General features: G+C 48.2%; 16 protein-coding genes, 2 pseudogenes and 1 riboswitch. Of the genes and pseudogenes, 16 read left to right on the plus strand and 2 right to left on the minus strand.

Annotated features, from left to right (window positions below):
- The first annotated feature begins 6 nt into the window (after positions 1–6).
- From ACWJJX_RS15840 to ACWJJX_RS15855, 4 genes are all read left to right on the plus strand, one after another.
- A complete protein-coding gene (locus ACWJJX_RS15840) occupies positions 7–510 on the plus strand; it encodes a D-lyxose/D-mannose family sugar isomerase (protein WP_454023108.1) in 504 nt (167 codons plus the stop codon).
- An 86-nt stretch (positions 511–596) separates the two neighbouring features.
- Positions 597–1,220, plus strand: coding sequence for a GNAT family N-acetyltransferase (locus ACWJJX_RS15845; RefSeq protein ID WP_454023109.1), 624 nt, complete (start codon positions 597–599; stop codon positions 1,218–1,220).
- A gap of 6 nt (positions 1,221–1,226) precedes the next feature.
- The gene (locus tag ACWJJX_RS15850; RefSeq protein WP_003156270.1) at positions 1,227–1,649 is read left to right on the plus strand and encodes a pyridoxamine 5'-phosphate oxidase family protein; all 423 of its coding nucleotides are present in this window, start codon (positions 1,227–1,229) and stop codon (positions 1,647–1,649) included.
- Between the two features lie 498 nt (positions 1,650–2,147).
- On the plus strand, positions 2,148–2,957 hold the full coding sequence (locus ACWJJX_RS15855; RefSeq protein ID WP_014304362.1) for a lipid II flippase Amj family protein: 810 nt from the start codon (positions 2,148–2,150) through the stop codon (positions 2,955–2,957).
- 37 nt (positions 2,958–2,994) lie between these two features.
- Here ACWJJX_RS15855 and ACWJJX_RS15860 read toward each other — a convergent pair whose 3' ends face one another.
- Positions 2,995–3,285, minus strand: coding sequence for a DUF3817 domain-containing protein (locus ACWJJX_RS15860; RefSeq protein WP_016937217.1), 291 nt, complete (start codon positions 3,283–3,285; stop codon positions 2,995–2,997).
- Between the two features lie 176 nt (positions 3,286–3,461).
- Here ACWJJX_RS15860 and ACWJJX_RS15865 point away from each other — a divergent pair, with 176 nt between their 5' ends.
- From ACWJJX_RS15865 to ACWJJX_RS15910, 10 genes are all read left to right on the plus strand, one after another.
- Positions 3,462–3,896, plus strand: coding sequence for an Lrp/AsnC family transcriptional regulator (locus tag ACWJJX_RS15865; protein WP_003156263.1), 435 nt, complete (start codon positions 3,462–3,464; stop codon positions 3,894–3,896).
- 63 nt (positions 3,897–3,959) lie between these two features.
- Positions 3,960–6,146 (plus strand): DNA topoisomerase III, encoded by a 2,187-nt coding sequence (locus ACWJJX_RS15870; RefSeq protein ID WP_003156261.1) that lies wholly within the window; start codon positions 3,960–3,962, stop codon positions 6,144–6,146.
- A gap of 232 nt (positions 6,147–6,378) precedes the next feature.
- Entirely contained in the window at positions 6,379–7,464 is a 1,086-nt protein-coding gene (locus tag ACWJJX_RS15875) for a hypothetical protein (RefSeq protein WP_044053280.1), read from the plus strand.
- Positions 7,445–8,293, plus strand: a complete 849-nt coding sequence (locus ACWJJX_RS15880; RefSeq protein WP_003156258.1) for a diguanylate cyclase domain-containing protein — start codon at positions 7,445–7,447, stop codon at positions 8,291–8,293. The genes ACWJJX_RS15875 and ACWJJX_RS15880 overlap by 20 nt, the downstream gene beginning before the upstream one ends.
- Entirely contained in the window at positions 8,283–10,010 is a 1,728-nt protein-coding gene (locus tag ACWJJX_RS15885) for a DUF2334 domain-containing protein (RefSeq protein WP_454023110.1), read from the plus strand. Before ACWJJX_RS15880 ends, ACWJJX_RS15885 begins: the two co-directional genes overlap by 11 nt.
- Positions 10,003–11,265 (plus strand): glycosyltransferase family 2 protein, encoded by a 1,263-nt coding sequence (locus ACWJJX_RS15890; protein ID WP_017419244.1) that lies wholly within the window; start codon positions 10,003–10,005, stop codon positions 11,263–11,265. Before ACWJJX_RS15885 ends, ACWJJX_RS15890 begins: the two co-directional genes overlap by 8 nt.
- A gap of 5 nt (positions 11,266–11,270) precedes the next feature.
- On the plus strand, positions 11,271–13,376 hold the full coding sequence (locus ACWJJX_RS15895) for a cellulose biosynthesis cyclic di-GMP-binding regulatory protein BcsB (protein WP_454023111.1): 2,106 nt from the start codon (positions 11,271–11,273) through the stop codon (positions 13,374–13,376).
- A gap of 134 nt (positions 13,377–13,510) precedes the next feature.
- A riboswitch (cyclic di-AMP (ydaO/yuaA leader) is annotated at positions 13,511–13,657 on the plus strand.
- Positions 13,658–13,813: 156 nt separating this feature from the next.
- Positions 13,814–15,634 (plus strand): APC family permease, encoded by a 1,821-nt coding sequence (locus ACWJJX_RS15900; protein WP_003156252.1) that lies wholly within the window; start codon positions 13,814–13,816, stop codon positions 15,632–15,634.
- 53 nt (positions 15,635–15,687) lie between these two features.
- The gene (locus ACWJJX_RS15905; RefSeq protein WP_069013099.1) at positions 15,688–16,134 is read left to right on the plus strand and encodes an NUDIX hydrolase; all 447 of its coding nucleotides are present in this window, start codon (positions 15,688–15,690) and stop codon (positions 16,132–16,134) included.
- A 57-nt stretch (positions 16,135–16,191) separates the two neighbouring features.
- Positions 16,192–17,913 (plus strand): pyruvate oxidase, encoded by a 1,722-nt coding sequence (locus ACWJJX_RS15910; protein WP_043866846.1) that lies wholly within the window; start codon positions 16,192–16,194, stop codon positions 17,911–17,913.
- Positions 17,914–18,038: 125 nt separating this feature from the next.
- On the opposite strand, the gene ACWJJX_RS15915 is transcribed toward ACWJJX_RS15910, so the two are convergent.
- Positions 18,039–18,476 (minus strand): N-acetyltransferase family protein, encoded by a 438-nt coding sequence (locus ACWJJX_RS15915; RefSeq protein ID WP_454023112.1) that lies wholly within the window; start codon positions 18,474–18,476, stop codon positions 18,039–18,041.
- Positions 18,477–18,609: 133 nt separating this feature from the next.
- Here ACWJJX_RS15915 and ACWJJX_RS15920 point away from each other — a divergent pair.
- Both ACWJJX_RS15920 and ACWJJX_RS15925 read left to right on the plus strand, forming a co-directional pair.
- Positions 18,610–18,726, plus strand: a pseudogene (locus ACWJJX_RS15920) (hypothetical protein); the annotation flags it as partial.
- Positions 18,727–19,173: 447 nt separating this feature from the next.
- Positions 19,174–19,429: pseudogene (locus ACWJJX_RS15925) on the plus strand (peptidoglycan-binding domain-containing protein); the annotation flags it as partial.
- Positions 19,430–19,709: the final 280 nt, after the last annotated feature.

Consider the following 19,709-nt stretch of genomic DNA (forward strand, 5'->3'; position numbering starts at 1 on the left):
TGACCGATGACGATATCGAAACATGACGTGAATGCATACTATCAAAAAGCGGGAATCGTTCTGACTGATGATGAAGTCGAAGACATTCAAATCATGGATTACGGCTTAGGCAAGGTTGAGGAAACCGGGCTTCAGCTGTTTATTTACGTGAATACCGACCGCTACTGTTCGAAAGAATTGGTGCTCTTCCCGCGCCAGACGTGTCCGGAACACCGCCATCCGCCGGTCGGCGGCGAGAAGGGAAAACAAGAGACATTCCGCTGCCGCTGGGGGAAGGTGTATCTCTACGTGGAAGGCGAAAAGACAGAGAACCCAAGCGTCCTCCCGCCGGAAGAAGACAAGGAGTACTACACCGTCTGGCATGAGATTGTGCTTGAGCCGGGCGGACAATACACCATTCCGCCGGATACGAAGCATTGGTTTCAAGCGGGAGAAGAAGGGGCGGTCGTTACGGAAATGTCATCGACAAGCACGGATGATCACGATGTTTTCACCGACCCGCGCATTTAAGGATGAGGCTGCACGCCTCATCTTTTTTGTATGGAAAAAAATAAATTTACCTGTATAATGGCTAATAAAGGAAAGAAGGTGCGGTCGTGTTTTCCTGTCAAATCCGGGAACATCTGACGATCAGATTGCTTGCCAAAGAAGATACGGACGAATTGTATTCTGTTATGAAGCGAAATCAAAACCATCTCAGCGAATGGCTCAGCTGGGCGGAAGAACTGGCTGACATCGATACGTACCGCGATGTGATCATCCCCGAATGGCGCTATAAATACGCGGAAGAGAATGGGTTTGACGCCGGAATTTTTGTGAAGGGCCGGTTTTGCGGCATGATCAGCATCCATAATTTTGACACAGTCAATCATCAAGCGGAAATCGGCTACTGGCTGGATCGAGAGCATGAAGGGTTCGGCATCATCACCGCAAGCTGCCGGGCGGTCATCACCCATGCATTTCAGGACCTCGGGCTGAACCGCATCATGATCAGCGCGGCTGAAGAAAACACGAAAAGCAGGGCGGTGGCGGAACGGCTCGGATTTCAGAAAGAAGGACTGACGAGAGAAGGCATTTTCGTACAGGGCGCCTATCATGACGCGGTGAAATACAGCATGCTGAAGCGGGAATGGAGCGAAGATCGGCAGAAGAGCACATTTCTTGGTTTAAATGTCTCCCCAATGTGGAAAAGTAACAGCGGAGACGTTAAAAAGGAGTGATTCTTCATGAATCAAAATGAAATCAAAGAAAAAGTGCTTGAAGTACTGGATCATCATAAAGTCGGTTCGCTTGCGACGGTAGAGCAAGGCAAACCGCATTCACGCTACATGACATTTTTCCATGACGGCTTAACGATTTACACGCCGACGAGCAAAGACACTCATAAAGCGGAAGAAATTGAAAACAATCCGAATGTTCATATTCTGTTAGGGTATGACTGTGAAGGATTCGGTGACGCTTATGTGGAAGTGGCCGGAACCGCCAAACTGAACAACTCAGCAGATTTAAAAGAAAAGCTGTGGGATCCGAAACTGGAACGCTGGTTTGACGGAAAAGACGATCCGAACCTGGTGATTCTCGAAATTGAACCGAAGCAGATCAAGCTCATGAACGCGGGTGAAAAAACGCCGGCCGAGCTGGAACTTTAATAAATCATTTGATTATTCAGGGGCAATCTGTTATACTTAACTGCTAAGTGACAACATGCAAATAAAAAAGAAAGTAAACTTCTTTTTTCTGTTTTGATATAGAAGCTTCAGGCTTCAACGGACAGCTTGAAAAAAAGCTGAGCTTATTCTTTTCCTTCTGATATTCGCCCCTAACGAAGAGATGGAAAAAAGACTTTTTGTTTTACAATTCACACCGGCGCGGCTTCGGAGCCGCAGTGACGATTGAGAGGTAGGGCTTTCGTTGTCTTGTGTTCAAGAACTTCCATGGTGTTTACTTTCGAAGAATGATTCTGTCGGAACTGTTAATACGAATCACCCGCGGGCTAAGGCGGGCAACCATATATTATTTATTTGCGTAAGAAAAGAATAAGACAAAACCGCGCCGGACATCCGGGCGGTTTTTTTATGTAAACGGCCGAAACCTCGCCGCAGTCTGCAGAGTCTAATCAGTATGAAAAGATTTGGAGGAATCATACATTGCACGTTATTACTTCACAAGTACTGTTTATCTTCTGTTTTCTGCTGCTGATACATTCGATTGAAACGCTTGCCTATGCAACACGGCTTTCCGGCGCGAGAGTCGGATTTATCGCGTCCGCGCTGTCATTATTTAATGTCATGGTTATTGTGTCGCGCATGTCAAACATGGTTCAGCAGCCGTTTACCGGACATCTGATTGATGCCGCCGGATCAAACGCTCTGTCTGTTGTGGGCGCTCAGTTTCGATTTTTAATATTCGGCTCCACGGTCGGAACGATGCTCGGCATCTGTCTTTTGCCGACATTCGTCGCGTTATTCTCCAGGGCGATTATACACTTGGCGGACGGAGGAGGCTCCGTCATGCAGGTATTTAAAAAAGGATTTTCACTGAACGGGCTTAAGCATGCGCGTTCTTATATCAGACTGCCGTCAGTCTCCTATTTAAAGGGGCTTCAATTCCGAATGATCCCGAAACGCTTGTTTGTCATTAATATGGTCATTACGTCGATTTACACGATCGGCGTTCTGTCCGCTCTGTACGCCGGCCTTCTGGCGCCTGAGCACAGCACGACGGCCGTGATGGCATCAGGCTTAATCAACGGAGTTGCGACTATGCTGTTGGCCGTGTTTGTTGACCCGAAAGTCTCCGTACTGGCAGACGATGTGGCGAAGGGCAAGCGCAGCTACGTCTCCTTAAAATGGACATCATTGACGATGGTCACATCAAGGGTCGCGGGCACGCTTCTCGCCCAGCTCGTATTCATCCCCGGCGCTTATTATATCGCCTGGGTGACGAAATGGATGTAACGCATGAAAAAAGCTCCTCTGCAGAAGAGGAGCTTTTTTATTGATAATTTCTCAGGCCGCGATCATAAATAAAATTACCGAACGGAATAAAGGCCGCGATAAAACCGGCGGCTGACCATTTCACATGCCATTTGACAGTAAACGCCACATACGCCAGCACCGCCAGATAAATGATAAACAAACCGCCGTGAATGGAACCGGCAATGGTGACGGCGAGCGGATGATGAGCCCAATACTTCAGCGGCATCGCGATAAACAGCAGCACCAAAAGCGACATTCCTTCAATAAACCCCATCGTGCGAAGTCTGCCGATCGGCGTGTGTAACATACAGCTCCCTCCTGTCGGACATCTTTTTTCCTCTATACTATAAGCAAAGGGCAGTCCTAATATGACCATTTCGCGTCTGTTCCTGAAAAAACCTTCATGATTTCAGCCTGTTGTTCTTGTCATTTTTCGGATTTCTCTTGATAATATAGCCAAAAGGGTAAGGAAGGACTACAGTCATGAAACTAGATAATGTGGATCTGAGCATCATTAAAGAGCTGCAGCGGGACAGCCGCCTGTCCATGCGGGAGCTGGGCAGAAAAATCAAATTGTCAGCCCCGTCCGTCACAGAGCGTGTCAGACAGCTTGAATCCTTCGGCGTTATTAAGCGCTATACATTGGACATTGATCAAAAAAAGATCGGGCTCCCCGTCTCCTGCATTGTCGAAGCGACGGTGAAAAACGGAAAATACGATCAATTCAAAACCTACATTCAATCCATTCCCAACATTGAATTTTGTTTTCGGGTCGCCGGGGCGGCGTGTTATATGCTGAAGATTAACGCGGACAGCCTGGAAACGATCGAACACTTCATCAACCGCACCTCTCCGTATGCCCAAACCGTGACCCACGTCATTTTCTCAGAAATTGACACAAAAAACGTCCTCGATTAGAGAGAGCGTGAGGAAGTCTGTTATAATAACAGGATGAGTGTGAAAGAAAGAGAAGTGAAAAGCATGTCAAAAACAGTTGTATTAGCTGAAAAACCTTCAGTCGGCCGGGACTTGGCCCGCGTTCTGAAGTGTCATAAAAAAGGAAACGGATATCTTGAAGGCGACCGCTACATCGTCACATGGGCGCTCGGGCATCTGGTAACGCTCGCTGACCCTGAAGGATACGGCAAAGAATTTCAATCATGGCGGCTTGAGGATCTTCCGATTATTCCGGAGCCTTTAAAGCTCGTCGTCATTAAAAAAACAGGAAAACAGTTCAATGCGGTCAAAGCTCAGCTTGTCCGGAAAGACGTCAGCCAGATCGTAATCGCTACAGACGCAGGACGGGAAGGGGAACTTGTGGCCCGCTGGATTATCGAAAAGGCAAACGTCCGCAAACCGATTAAGCGGCTGTGGATTTCCTCTGTGACGGATAAGGCGATTAAAGAAGGATTTCAAAAGCTCCGCAGCGGCAAAGAGTACGAAAACCTGTATCATTCCGCCGTTGCCAGAGCGGAAGCGGATTGGATTGTCGGCATCAACGCGACCCGCGCCCTGACCACGAAATTTAACGCGCAGCTGTCATGCGGACGCGTCCAGACTCCGACACTGGCGATGATCGCCAAACGCGAAGCGGATATTCAGGCGTTCAAACCCGTTCCTTATTACGGCCTCCGCGCGGCGGCTGATCAGATGACGCTGACATGGCAGGATAAAAAAACAAAACAGACAAGAACGTTCGATCAGACGGTGACCGGCCGTTTGGCAAAAGACCTGCAAGGAAAGCCGGCAGTCATTTCAGAATTGAAAAAAACGGCGAAGAAAAGCTTCGCTCCCGGTCTTTACGACTTGACGGAATTGCAGCGGGACGCTCATAAGCGCTTCGGTTTCTCCGCAAAAGAGACGCTGTCCGTGCTTCAAAAGCTGTATGAACAGCATAAGCTTGTCACTTACCCGCGGACGGATTCCAGATTCCTTTCCGCAGACATCGTGCCGACTTTAAAAGACCGTTTAAACGGCATGGAAGTTAAGCCGTACGCCCAGTACGTCAATCAAATACTGAAGCGGGGCGTCAAAGCGCATAAAGGATTCGTCAATGATGCGAAAGTATCGGATCACCATGCCATCATTCCGACAGAGGAGCCGCTGATCCTTTCAAGCCTCAGCGACAAAGAACGAAAGCTTTACGATCTGATTGCCAAACGTTTTCTCGCCGTGTTAATGCCGGCGTTCGAATACGAAGAAACAAAGGTCACAGCCGATATCGGCGGCGAAACATTTACCGCAAAAGGGAAAACGGTTCAATCGCCTGGCTGGAAAGCCGTGTATGATATGTACGAGGATGACGACGATCATGAGGAAGACAAAGACCAGACGCTCCCGGATCTTCAGCAGGGGCAGCGCCTCACTGTCTCATCATTGAAAGAAACGAGCGGTCAGACGAAACCGCCGGCGCGCTTTAATGAAGGCACGCTGTTATCCGCGATGGAGAACCCAAGCGCCTTTATGCAGGGAGAAGAGAAGAACCTTGTGAAAACATTGGGTGAAACCGGCGGACTCGGAACAGTCGCCACCCGCGCTGATATCATTGAAAAACTGTTCAACAGTTTCTTGATCGAGAAAAAAGAAAAAGATATTTTCATTACGTCAAAAGGGAAGCAGCTCTTACAGCTCGTCCCGGAAGATTTAAAATCGCCGGCCTTAACCGCTGAGTGGGAGCAAAAGCTCTCCGCCATCGCAGCGGGCAAACTGAAATCCGCCGTGTTCATTAAAGACATGAAAACATATGCGGGCAAAACGGTGAAGGAGATCAAAAACAGCAGCCAGACTTTCAGACATGACAACATTTCAGGCACCGCCTGCCCTGATTGCGGCAAAATGATGCTTAAAGTCAACGGCAAACGCGGCACGATGCTCGTATGTCAGGATCGTGAGTGCGGCAGCCGGAAAACGCTGGCAAGAAAAACAAACGCCCGCTGTCCGAACTGTCATAAGAAAATGGAGCTTCGCGGCCAGGGCGAAGGCCAAACCTTCGCATGTGTATGCGGCCACCGGGAGAAATTGTCCGTCTTTGAAAAGCGGAAGGCGAAAGATAAATCCGGACGCGCATCCAAGCGGGACATTAACTCTTATATGAAAAGCCAAAACAAAGAGGAGCCGATGAACAACGCGCTGGCAGAACAGCTGAAAAAACTCGGCCTGGATAAATAGATCAGAGAAAGGCAGCATTTGTAAAGAAATGCTGCCTTTTGTTGTGTTTTTTACTGTAATGGGAATACGATCCATGTGAAGAGGGAAAAGGTGAGAGGCGGCGCTTCCATTTAAAATTTTCCAATGTGAAAAAATGCTAGTATTCTTTTATCGTTTCCTTTATAGTAAAAATACTTTGTGAAAAAATAAGATATGGGTCTAAAAAAGGATTTGTAAAATAGGAGGATGGACTGTGAAGCAATTCGTTTTTCGTCTGATGATCCTTTTGATTTCGATCGTTCTGACGGCGGGGTGCGCGGAGGCCGGCACTGAAAAACAGACGGCGGCCGAACCGTCCGGACCGCTTCAGCCCGCAGAGCATTTTATTTATCATAAATTGATGAACGGGCGGGGGATGATCCGGACGAACATATCCGGTGAGCCGGAATATTTATCTGAGTCTCTCGGACTATGGATGGCATTTTTGCTGAACAGGAAAGATGAACGGCAGTTTCAAGCGCAATATCAGCTTCTCACCGATTCGTTTCTGACGAAAAACGGGCTCGTGTCGTGGAAGATTGACGGGAATAAAGCGAGCGGCACCAATGCCTTAATTGACGATTTCAGAATCATGAACTGTCTGAATGAGGCCGGAACCCTGTGGGGAAACAGTGAATACGGGAAAACAGCGGTGCAGATCGGGAAGGCGCTGGAAAAATACAATACAAATGACGGGTATTTTACGGATTATTATGATGCCGCTTCAAATGCCGCATCAAAGACCGTGACCTTGTCCTATGTTGACCCCGGCGCCTTACAGATGCTCAGAGAAAAAGGGATTATCGATGAGAAAACGGAAAACCGGAACCTTGATGTTCTCAATCTTGCGCCCCTGAAAAATGGTTTTCTGCCGAAATCATTCAATACCGAAACAAAGGAATACAAATATGACAGCGAAGTGAATGTCATCGACCAGCTGTACGCCGCCGTGAATCTGAAGCGGGGCGATGGCAAGGCTGCCGCGCTGTCAAAATGGATGATAGAGGAATTTAAGTCGCGCGGACAGCTGTACGGACGATACAGCGCAGACACGAAGGAGCCGGCGGTTCAGTACGAATCACCGTCCGTTTACGCCCTGGCCGTTCTTTTTTTAGCAGAACAAAAAGCTGATCCGGCTGTCATCAAGCCGCTTTATGAAAGAATGACTTCATTTGAAACACTGGACACGCTGAAACCCGATTACGGCGGCTATATGAGCGGGAGCGATACACATTCTTTCGATAACCTGCTGCCGCTTCTGGCTGAAAGGAAATTGTTTAATGAAAATATCATTCAATGAATCACAAAAACTGTGCAGCTACACAGCAGTTATGCTGGTGCTGCTGTCTTTTTTTATTTACTATGCGTCTCAGCAATCCGCAGGGCTTCTGATAACCTGCATCACATTGCTTGTTGCGGGAGCCGGCATATGGTTCGGGGCAATCTACGCGCTCGTCATCACCTTACTCGTCTTATTTGTTCTCGGCAGCCTGCTCCTGTGGTTTCAGACCGGGAGCTTTATGGCGTCTGCCGGTGCCGAAAGTCTGCAGGTGCTGGTCATTTGGGGGATTGCGCTGCTGCTCTTTTCTTACATAGCGGGAAGGATTCACGAGTTGGCGAAGGGGCTTGAGCGCTCAGTGAAACAGCTGCGTGAAGAGATTACGAGCTTTGTCGCCGTCGACAGGGTGACAGGCTTTGACAACCATCTGCGGATGAAGCTGGAGCTTTCCGAGGAGATCAAGCGGGCGGAACGCTACGGCAATTCCTTCGTCTTTTTGCTGCTGCACATGCATTATTTCAAGGAATTCAAATCCCTGTACGGAGAAAAAGAGACCGATCGGCTGCTGGCGTTTATCAGCCGCCAAATCCGGTCAAGCGTTCGGGAAACAGACAAAAAATTCAGGCCGTCCGCCGAACGGTTCGGCATCGTGCTGACCCATACGCCTGAAGAAAACATGCCGGCCGTTCTGGCGAAGCTGAAAAAGGAATTGGATACGTACCGGCTGCAAAACGGTAAATACGTCTCCATCACCTTCCGTGTATGTTACTTGGCGTACCGAAAAGATTTACAAACGGCCGAGCAATTTTTAAACGAACTGGAAAACGAGATGATGATGAATGAACTCTAAATGGATACGTCTCTTACTCTCGGCGCTCTTCATGATTTCGGCGGTTTATGTTCCCCGTCCGGCGGAAGCAAAAGACAAAAAGGACGGCATTCTCATTATTTATACAAGCACGGACGGCAAAGAAACCGCTGAGGTCAAAATGCTTGATCTGACCGCGGGCCATTTCTCATCCGCCGTGACCGTGAAAAGCGACGGAGACATCACAGCCGCGGACCTCAAAAAGAATCGGCGCGTCATCTATTACGGCGTCACGAAAAAAAAGCTCAGCACATCATTTATATCTCTGATCAGCAGCATGCCGCAGCAGCTTATCAGCATCGGCTATAACGCCGGACAGTTCCGCCAATTTGCGGGGTTGTCCCTGACAGAAAAAGAAACGGTATACCGCATTTACAGCAAGAAAGAAAAAACAGACATGCCGCTTGAAAAAGGGGTGTCCGTGCTCGGCGTATCGGGAGTAAAAGGAAAGTCCCTTTATACATACCGGTCCGGTGACGGCAGCACCCGCCCTTTTATGTGGAAAACGGCGCGCTCTGACTATTATTTCGGTGTGACGAGCCTGTTAAATGATTCGTTTCTGACGGCGAAAGCGCTGCGCAACGCATTCGGAGAATCAGAGGGCGGCACCCTCCTTTATTTGCGGCTTGAAGACATCAGTCCGATGTCAGATGAAACATTGCTTTACGAAGCGGGCGCTTACCTGCATAAAAGACACATTCCGTTTATTCTGGCGGTCATTCCGGTCTATCTCAATCCGGAAAACGGAGAAAAAGTATACCTGGCGGACAAGCCGAAAATGGTCAGCGTCCTGAAAAAACTTCAGCAAATGGGCGGCAGCATCATTATTCACGGCTACACGCACGCATACCGATACAGCGAAACGGGAGAAGGCTTTGAATTTTGGGATGCCAAAGCGGATCAGCCGATTACGTCAGAAAATGCGGATGATACTCCGGTCAAGCTTGAAAAGGAACAGGATTTTCCGAATGAAAAAGCGTACCGGGCGTATGTGAAACCTTTTCGTGAAAAAGAAAACATCTACACGAGAACGAAGCTGGAGCAGGCGATTGACGATCTGACAGAGCTCGGCCTTTACCCGCTGTCATTCGAAGCGCCGCACTACACGATGTCTGAAGAAGGCTACAAAATCGCATCTTCTTATTTCTCCAGCATTTTCGGACAAGTGCAGCTCAGCGGCACGACGTGGAAAACCTCGGGCGCCCCTCCGTTCGTCTCAAAGCCGGCTATGCTGGACGGGATGACGCTGTACCCTGAAACAATCGGTTATGCCGATAACTCAAAGGAAAATCCGCTCGGAGATATGGAAAATCATATTTCGCAGATGATTGATTTCGGCGGCGGAACGGCGGGCGGTTTCTACCATCCGTATCTCGGCATGAAATACCTTCCCGAGCTCGTCAATCAGATGGAGCGGATTCCCGGCGGCGAGTGGCTCGATCTGAAGAAAACGAAGCAAACGGTAACGTCGGACAGCGTCAGGATCAAAACGGACGGAGACGGAACCATTCATGTGGAAAACAAGATTCATCCGGTAACGGCCTTTTTCAATCACCATCAGCAGACGCCTCTGGAAAAAGCGCTTTGGATTCTCTCCGGCGTGGTGTTATTGTTTATCATCATGTTCGCCTGCTACGTTCTTTATTTGCGCGCCACATTAAAAAAACGAATCTTTAAGGAGAGAAGAAGCCTTGAGTAACATTCTGTTTTTTATCTCATTAAGTTTAATATGGGTGATGCTTCTCTATCACATGTTTCTGATGCAGGGCGGATTCAGGCATTATATGACCTTCGAACGGAACATTCCGAAATGGCGCGCAAAGATGGGGGAGCTCCCGAAGGTCAGCGTGCTCATTCCCGCGCATAACGAGGAGGTCGTCATCAGGCAGACGCTGAAGGCGATGGTGAACCTGTATTATCCGAAAGACAGGCTTGAGATCATTGTCGTTAATGATAATTCCTCCGACCGGACGGGAGATATCGTCAATGAATTTTCCCGTCAGTATGACTTCATTAAAATGGTTATCACAAAGCCCCCTAACGCCGGAAAAGGAAAATCTTCGGCGCTGAACTCAGGGTTCGCGGAATCGAACGGAGACGTGATCTGCGTGTATGATGCGGACAATACGCCGGAAAAAATGGCGGTGTACTACCTGGTTCTCGGTCTGATGAATGATGAGAAAGCGGGAGCGGTTGTCGGGAAATTCCGTGTTATCAATGCGGCCAAAACGATCCTGACGAAGTTTATCAATATTGAAACCATCTGTTTTCAGTGGATGGCGCAGGGCGGCAGATGGAAATGGTTCAAAATCGCCACCATCCCGGGAACGAACTTCGCGATCAGGCGGAGCATTATCGAACAGCTCGGCGGCTGGGATGATAAGGCGCTGGCGGAGGATACCGAGCTGACCATCCGCGTGTATAATCTCGGCTATCATATCCGCTTTTTCCCGGCGGCTGTGACATGGGAGCAGGAGCCTGAGACATGGAAGGTCTGGTGGCGTCAGCGGACAAGATGGGCGCGCGGCAACCAATACGTCGTTCTCAAGTTTTTATCCCAATTTTTCAAGCTGAAACGCAAGCGGATCATCTTCGATCTGTTTTATTTCTTTTTTACGTATTTTTTGTTTTTCTTCGGTGTGATCATGTCAAACACGATTTTTATCATCAATCTTTTTTACGACCTGCATCTGGCAGTCGGGTTTTTGGCGATGATTTTGTGGATACTGGCCTTTTTCCTGTTTATGACTGAGGTCATGATTACTTTGAGCATTGAAAAAACAGAAATGAACAAACAAAACTTCTTTATCGTATTTCTGATGTACTTTACATACTCCCAGGCTTGGATCGTGCTCGTCATCTGGTCATTATTCACAGAGATCAAGCACCGCTTGTTCAAGCAGGAAGTCAAGTGGTACAAAACGGAGCGATACAATCAAAATAAAAGCGGGTGACCTTTTTGAAAAAAGCGATCATATTGATAACCGGCCTTTTGCTATTGATGTATAACGGGCAGGCGGCCGCGGCCCGGGAGCTGAAAACGGACCGTTCCGCCCTCGGAACAAGCGCCGGCGCAAAAGAGCAGCAGGCGCTGACTGGCGATCTGATGACACTGTACGGGGCGAAAGACAGCTCAGAGCTGACCTATCAGATTCCTGCGGGAGCTTCGAATGCCGATCAGTCGCTTCTGATTGATTACGAGGCGTCAAACTTATTAATTGCCCCGTCTTCTTTAACCATCGCCATTGATGATGAACCCGTCAAATCCATAAAGCTTGACGGCAGCTCCAAGCGGAAAACGGTGAAGCTCAATCTCAGCAAAAGCCAATCCGCCCAAGGCTATCACAATGTATCATTACGGTTTTACGGCGTATTAAAAGAGGGCGTCTGCGTCAGGCAGGATACGTCAGGCAACTGGATAAAAATTTATCCGGACAGCCGCCTTGTGCTTTCAGAAGCAAGCAAGTCAAAGGGAGCGGATCTCGGCCATTTCCCGTATCCGTTTGCCCAATCAGGCAATACGGGTGAAGAAACCGATATTATCCTTCCTGACAAACCGACCTCGGCTGAAGCTGAAGCCGCAGTCAAAACAGAAGGATTTCTGAAAACGGCTGACAGCAGGCTGAAGGTATCCTATGTAAAAGAATCCGACGCCGGAAAAATCAGCAATCCGTCAATTGTCATCGGCGCTGATCAGCATTGGGACGGGAAAATAAAAGAGCTTTTCGATCGCGGGAACCTCAAAGCGGAAGACAACAAACTCCTTCTCGCTGAACGGGTTCTGACATCAGGGGACAAACGGCAGCCCGTCCTGTTTGTCACGGCGCACTCAGACAAAACGCTGGCGGATAAAATCCGCGTCATCACAGACAGCGCTTATTCAAGCCAGCTGGGCGGAGATACTTTGACAATCGGCCGCCTTCAGCCCGCTGCGGAAAAAACAGGCAATAAACTGACATTAGAGGACTTCGGCGCGGGAAATGTAACGGTCGGATCAAACAAAACGGCGTCAGAGCACTTCTTTTACCCTGCGGCGGCCGCTGTTGATAAAGACGGTAAGGTTAAGCTTTCACTTACATTAAAAACGTCGGAATCGATCCGGACGAAGGCGGATTCAGCTAATGACGCCGAGAGAGCGGAGCTGAACGTCATGGTCAACGGACAGCCGAATGCGGTGCGTCTTGATGATCTCGGCAATCAAGATAAAGACGGCTTTTACCACGTCTCAATCCCGATTGATCCGAAGCTTTTGCGAAGCAGCAGGTACATTGATCTGCAATTTGTCACGTCAGGTTTGAAACATAACAACCCGTGTATCGACCGTGACGAAAATAAATGGGTCTATATTGATAAAAGCAGCATGCTGACGTATCCGGTAAGTGATGCGGCGCAGAAAGCGGATTTCGGGCAATGGCCGCTCCCGTTTGCGGGCGGCGTGAAAGAGAAAACAGTGATCGTCATCCCGGATGACGTAAACATACAGACACTGAAAGAGCTTTCTCTGGTGGCGGATTCATTCGGAAACGGCTTTACCGTAAAGACGGCATCAGACATGAAGGAAGCGGATGCCAAAGGCCGGAATGTTGTGTTTATCGGAGGCCTGCCGCAAATTCCGCTTTTGAAATCAAACGCCTCTAAGCTTCTCGTGCCGTCAGACCGCAGCGGCGCGTACGATGTTTCTTCGTTTCAGATGCTGAATGAGACAACGAAACAAGTCGCGTTTACACAGGAATCACCTTGGGACTCCGGCCGGAGCATCGCTGTTTTTGCTCCGTTATCAGGCAGCGGCGCGTCTGTCACAAAAGAGCTGATCAGCTTTTTAGACAGCACAAGCGATGCCGCAACCGTCATTAACGAAACGGCCGGCCGGCAGCTGTTTTCGAACCATCAGCAAATCAAGTCCGATGACAGCAGTCCGGCGGCTGATACGAAGAGCCGGTCCGCAGCACTGAATGTTACGTATATCGCTGTTTTCGCTGCGCTTATAATTATTGCGGCCGGTCTGATTTGGCTGACGGCAAGAAGGAAAAAAAGAAAAGCGGACAATGAAAAAAGTGAAGAGTAATGAAGGAAAAAGAGGCCGTTAACAGGCCTCTTTTTTTGTATTTTTATTTCCATTTTTGGCGGTGATTTTTTTATTTTTGAAACAGCATAAAAGCCCCTTTACAACTGAACGGGACGGGAGTATGATCTCTTTTATAATCTATATCGCTTAATCTGTAATCAGAGCGGGGGAACCAATTTGCGGCGCGTCATGCCGCTTGGGGTGAATCCTTTTTCAGGTAGGGCCAACTCTCATCAGCCCGAATCCGACAGCTAACCTCGTAAGCGTTCATGAGAGGAGATGAATGAAACCTGTGCACGATTATGGCGCAGGGGCATCCGTTTGCCTCTGTGTCTTTTTGCTGTGCTGAAATATGGCATGCAATCGTTATTCGGAGACATCATAGCAGTAAGGGTTTGTAAATCAAACGGAAAATGAAAAAAAGGGGAAGACAAAAAATGTACCATTCAATCAAAAGATTTTTGATTGGGAAACCGCTGAAATCACAGGCGGCCGGAGAGCAGAAACTCACGAAACTCAAGGCGCTCGCCATGCTTTCTTCAGACGCGCTGTCATCAGTTGCTTACGGAACGGAACAGATTCTGATCATTTTGGCTGCGGTAAGCGCGGCCGCGTTTTGGTATTCCATTCCGATCGCAGCGGGTGTTCTCATTTTGCTGCTTGCTTTGATTCTGTCCTACAGACAGATTATTTACGCTTATCCGCAAGGCGGGGGCGCTTATATGGTGTCAAAAGAAAACCTTGGTGAGAAGCCGGGCCTGATTGCGGGCGGCTCATTGCTTGTTGATTATATTCTGACGGTGGCGGTAAGCATTTCTGCCGGAACTGATGCGATTACATCGGCATTTCCGGCTTTGCACCCGTATCATTTGCTCATTGCTGTTTTGCTTGTGATTCTGATTATGATTTTAAATTTGAGAGGACTGTCAGAGTCGGCGTCCATTTTGGCGTATCCCGTCTATCTGTTTGTGGCGGCGCTTGTCCTTTTGATCGTCGTCGGACTGTTTAAGCTCATGACGGGGCAGGTTCATCCGGCCGAGCATACACCGATCGGCACGCCCGTAGCGGGCATCACGCTGTTTTTGCTGCTGAAGGCCTTTTCATCCGGCTGCTCGGCACTGACCGGTGTTGAAGCCATTTCAAACGCGATCCCGGCCTTTAAAAATCCTCCGGCGAAAAACGCGGCCCGCACTTTGGCCATGATGGGGATTCTGCTGGCGATCTTATTTACGGGGATTACGGTGCTGGCGTACGGCTACGGCACGGGTCCGAAGCCTAACGAGACCGTTATTTCACAAATCGCCGCGGAAACCTTCGGACGGCATACGGTGTACTATTTCATTCAAGGCGTGACATCCCTGATTCTCGTGCTTGCGGCAAATACGGGCTTTTCCGCTTTTCCGCAGCTGGCGTTTAATTTAGCGCGTGATCAGTATATGCCGAGAATGTTTACAGTCCGAGGCGACCGATTAGGATTTTCAAACGGAATCATCTTTCTCGGTATCGCGTCCATCTTGCTCATTCTTTTATTCGGCGGCCGCACGGAACATTTAATTCCGCTTTATGCCGTCGGCGTGTTCATTCCGTTTACGCTGTCGCAGACGGGAATGTGCATCAAGTGGATCAGGCAGAAGCCGAAGGGCTGGGCGGTAAAAATGCTGATCAACTCATGCGGCGCCGCCATTTCATTTATGGTGCTGTGTATTTTATTCGCGACGAAGTTCAATCTTGTCTGGCCGGTGCTGTTATTCATGCCTGCTGTCGTCATGCTGTTTTTCGTCATTAAAAATCACTACACCGCGGTCGGCGAACAGCTGCGGGTCGTTGATCAGCAGCCTGAGGAAATCAAGGGAACCGTTGTCATCGTGCCTGTCGCCGGTGTCACCACCGTCGTCCAAAAATCGATTCAGTATGCGAAATCATTATCGGATCAGGTCATTGCGGTTCATGTTTCCTTTGACAGAGAACACGAAAAAAAGGTGGAAAAGCGCTGGGAAGAGCTTCATAACGGCGTCCGCCTCGTCACCCTGCATTCCTCATACCGCAGTCTGGTTCACCCGTTTGATAAGTTTTTGGAAACGGTCGAACAAAAAGCGAAAAAAGAACAGTTCTCCGTGATGGTGCTGTTTCCGCAATTTATTACGAAAAAACGCTGGCAGACCATCCTTCACAACCAATCAGCCTTCTTGCTCCGCGTCCGGCTGTTTTGGAAGAAGGACATCATCGTCGCCACCCTGCCGTATCATTTTAAAAAGTAACGGCAAAGACCGCAGGCTGAAATGCCGCGGTCTTTTTTGTAAAGGAGGACGACATGGCACAAGGCGCGTTTGTCATCATACAAAATGAGGGGCGGGAGATATTGCTCGTAAATCGAAAAGATATTCCCTTATGGGATTTGCCCGGGGGCAGGGTCGCAGAAGGTGAAATACCTGAAGCCGCAGCCGTCAGAGAGGCCTTCGAAGAAACCGGTTATAACGTGACCATTCTGCATAAAGCGGGTGAGTATGAAAGGCCGGCATTTGAAGATACACAGCATGTATTCATCGGGGCCATTACCGGAGGAACACCGCTGATGAACGGGCCGGAAACCGCCGCATTACGCTGGTTTCCCCCAAACCGGCGGCCGCTGTTCATGGTGCCGAACAGAAGACGGCAAGTAAAAGACGGACTCAATGGGGCGGCAAATCGTAAGACAGTTCTTAAAGACCGAAATTTGTTATCCATCCTTGATCTGCTGAGAAAAAAGCTGAGAGTATAGCCCGTGTTTCAACCCGTATGAAAAAGGGGATGAATACAGGTAAAAGGAGGATGCAGTATGCCAAGTAAAACAGCAGGACACGTAATGACGGAGCTGCTTGAACAATGGGGAGTCGGTCATATATACGGCATTCCCGGAGACAGCATTAATGAATTTATCGAAGAACTGAGACATGAACGAAATAACCTGACATTCATCCAAACCCGGCACGAGGAAGTCGCCGCCCTGGCTGCCGCGGCTGAGGCAAAACTGACCGGACAGATCAGTGTCTGCCTTTCAATCGCAGGACCGGGGGCCGTTCATCTGCTGAACGGTTTATACGACGCCAAAGCGGACGGCGTTCCGGTGCTGGCGATTGCGGGACAGGTGGCTTCCGATGAAATCGGCCGTGACAGCTTTCAGGAAATCAAATTAGAGCAAATGTTTGAGGACGTGGCGGTATTCAACCAGCAAGTACATACGGCAGAAGCGCTGCCCGATCTTCTGAATCAGGCGATCCGCACGGCTTACAGCAAAAAAGGCGTTGCCGTTTTAACCGTTTCTGATGATTTATTCGCGCAAAAAATCAAACGGGAGCCGGTTTACACATCGCCGATATACCTCAAAGCTGATATAGAGCCGAAAAAAGAACATCTCGTGACATGCGCGCAATATATTAACAACGCAAAAAAACCGGTCATTCTCGCCGGCCAAGGGTTAAAATCAGCAAAAGAGGAGCTGCTCGCATTCGCCGATAAAGCGGCCGCTCCGATTGTGATCACCCTTCCGGCAAAAGGCGTCGTGCCTGACAGCCATCCCCACTTTCTCGGGAATCTCGGGCAAATCGGCACAAAGCCCGCCTACGAAGCAATGGAGGAATGCGATCTGCTGATCATGCTCGGCACATCGTTCCCGTACAGGGATTATCTCCCGGATGATACGCCTGCCATTCAGCTTGATTCGGATCCGGCAAAAATCGGGAAGCGCTATCCCGTCAATGCGGGAATCGTCAGTGATGCGGCTCTGGGGCTGAAAGAGCTGACGGAATACATTGAATATAAAGAAGACAGAAGATTTTTGGACGCCTGCACCGAGCACATGAAGCATTGGTGGAAGGAAATCGAAAAGGATGAAACCGAAGCGACTCATCCGCTCAAGCCGCAGCAGGTCATTGCCCGGCTTCAGGATGCGGCCGCAGAGGACGCCGTCCTGTCAGTGGATGTCGGAACGGTTACAGTGTGGATGGCCCGCCATTTTAAAATGAAGAAGCAGGACTTTATCGTCTCAAGCTGGCTCGCCACAATGGGATGCGGGCTTCCGGGAGCGATTGCCGCAAGCCTTGCCGAACCTGAGCGGCAGTCCATCGCCATTTGCGGAGACGGCGGATTTTCAATGGTGATGCAGGATCTGCCGACGGCTGTTAAATATAAACTGCCGATTACGGTCGTCATATTAAACAACGAAAATTTAGGCATGATTGAATATGAACAGCGGGTCAAAGGCAACATTGACTACGTCACCCAGCTGCAAAATATGGATTACGCCGCTTTTGCAGAAAGCTGCGGAGCAAAAGGCATCAAAGTGACGAAACACGAGGAATTGGCTCCCGCTTTTCATGAAGCGCTCAACTCAAATGAGCCGGTCGTCATCGACGCGGTCATCGGCGACGAGCCGCCGCTTCCGGGAAAAATCACTTACGGCCAAGCGAAGGGCTTCAGTAAATACATGCTGAAAAACTTCTTTGAAAACCAAAAAATCGAAATGCCGTCACTCAAGAAAAGCTTAAAACGGCTGTTTTAAGAAGCCGGCGCTTATAAAAAATAAACAGGCAGCATGCCTGTTTATTTTTATTTATTTACCCAGATAAGCCATAGTAAAAGCCCGGCTTTTTATTTTAGTTTTTTCTTCAATAAGGTCATCCCGGGTTATATGGAATAGGTCAGCCAATTCCCAAGGGAGCCACCCATCTTTTTATAGAACTTTTGTGCACGGTAATTATCAGATGCAGTTATCCATGACATATGCGCATACCCGTTTTCTTTTGTAAAAGTTTCGCATCTTTTAAACAGTTCTTGGGCTGCTCCTGTGCCTCTTGCTTTTTCTGCCACGAATAAATCATTCATTATTGTTATTTTATCTGCTTTCGTCGTACTAAAACTAAAATATAATGTTGCAAAGCCAATAAGTTTCCCATCTTGTTCAGCAACGAATTGAATACCCCTGTTCTTCTCAAATAACATTTCAATCAAATGATGTATCTTTTCAATCGGTGGCTTAGGTTTTTTATAAAAATCCACGATATATAAATACATTAAATCGGTCAATTGTTTTACATCATAGTGTTCTGCGCTTCTGATTATCAAATGTTTCCCTCCTCACTCTTTTTTTAATTTTTGTTATACAAAACTTACACAGTTATTCTAAAAAATTCAATATTTTAAATTGGTTTTGAATCGGTTTGTTGCCTAAGAAAAAATAAGAAGGCGGAATCATGCTCATGAAGCGCTTAACTCAAATGAGCCGGTCGTCATCGATGCCGTCATCGGCGACGAGCCGCCGCTTCCGGGAAAAATCACTTACGGCCAAGCGAAGGGCTTCAGCCAGTATTCGCTGTCTGCCTTGATTTATTGAGAAGATTAGTTCTTATCAGTTTTACTGACCTCTTCCATGGTAAGGAAGAGGTCAGCAGTTCGAGCCCGCTTGGACACAGGAAGTCTATCATATTCAAATTTGCTGAAACGGTAACAGAGATCATAAAATCTGCAGCTAGCGAGCGATGGCTGATAAAAAAAGCTTTTGAAGGGCCAGGACAGTTCCTGCCAAACGTGGTTCGCACATTAGCGCCGTCAGCCCCCCTGATCAGCAAAAACAGGAAAAAGGACCGGTGGCGACGTCCACTGTCAAAAAAGGTGGAATATTATCGTCATTGCATAGGAGTCAGGCGTAAGCATGGCAACCCTGCAAAGCTTGAATGGCATCAAGGATCCGAACCTGATCAAAGTTGGCCAAGTATTAAAGCTGACTGGCTCGTCCAGCTCTCCATTCGGTAAAAAGACATTATCTTACACGCTGCCGCCAGACATTTTTAAAGTGACAAAGCCCCTTAACTAAGGGAACGTCCGTAAAGCAAATTCAATCGGCGTTAGCGGCTCTCTATTATTATCCGGACAAAGGGGCAAAGAACAACAGAATAGACGGCTATTACGGACCGAAGAAAGCAAATGCAGTCAAACGGTTCCAGTCCATGTATGGCCTATCTGATAACGGCATTTACAGGCCAAAAACGAAAGAAAAAATGTTGCCTCTTCTGAAATAAATGAAACAACCCTTTAATAAGGCTGTACCACAATTCTATATATTTCATAAAAATAAAGAAGTATATAGAATTGCGGTTCGCATCAATGGTAGAATATGTTTGTTGAGAAAGATATTTTAAATACTTGTGAATTTATGTAAAATTTGAAGGTTAACCTTACGAAGAAATAGTGAAACAACACATTGCCTGGTAAACATTGTTTAAAGCCCAAATCCTATAGTTCAGTTGGCACTACATGTCCCGATTTTGTGTGACATTATACACTCAATAGAAATGATTA

Source organism: Bacillus sp. YH3-2-B2, from assembly GCF_053663335.1.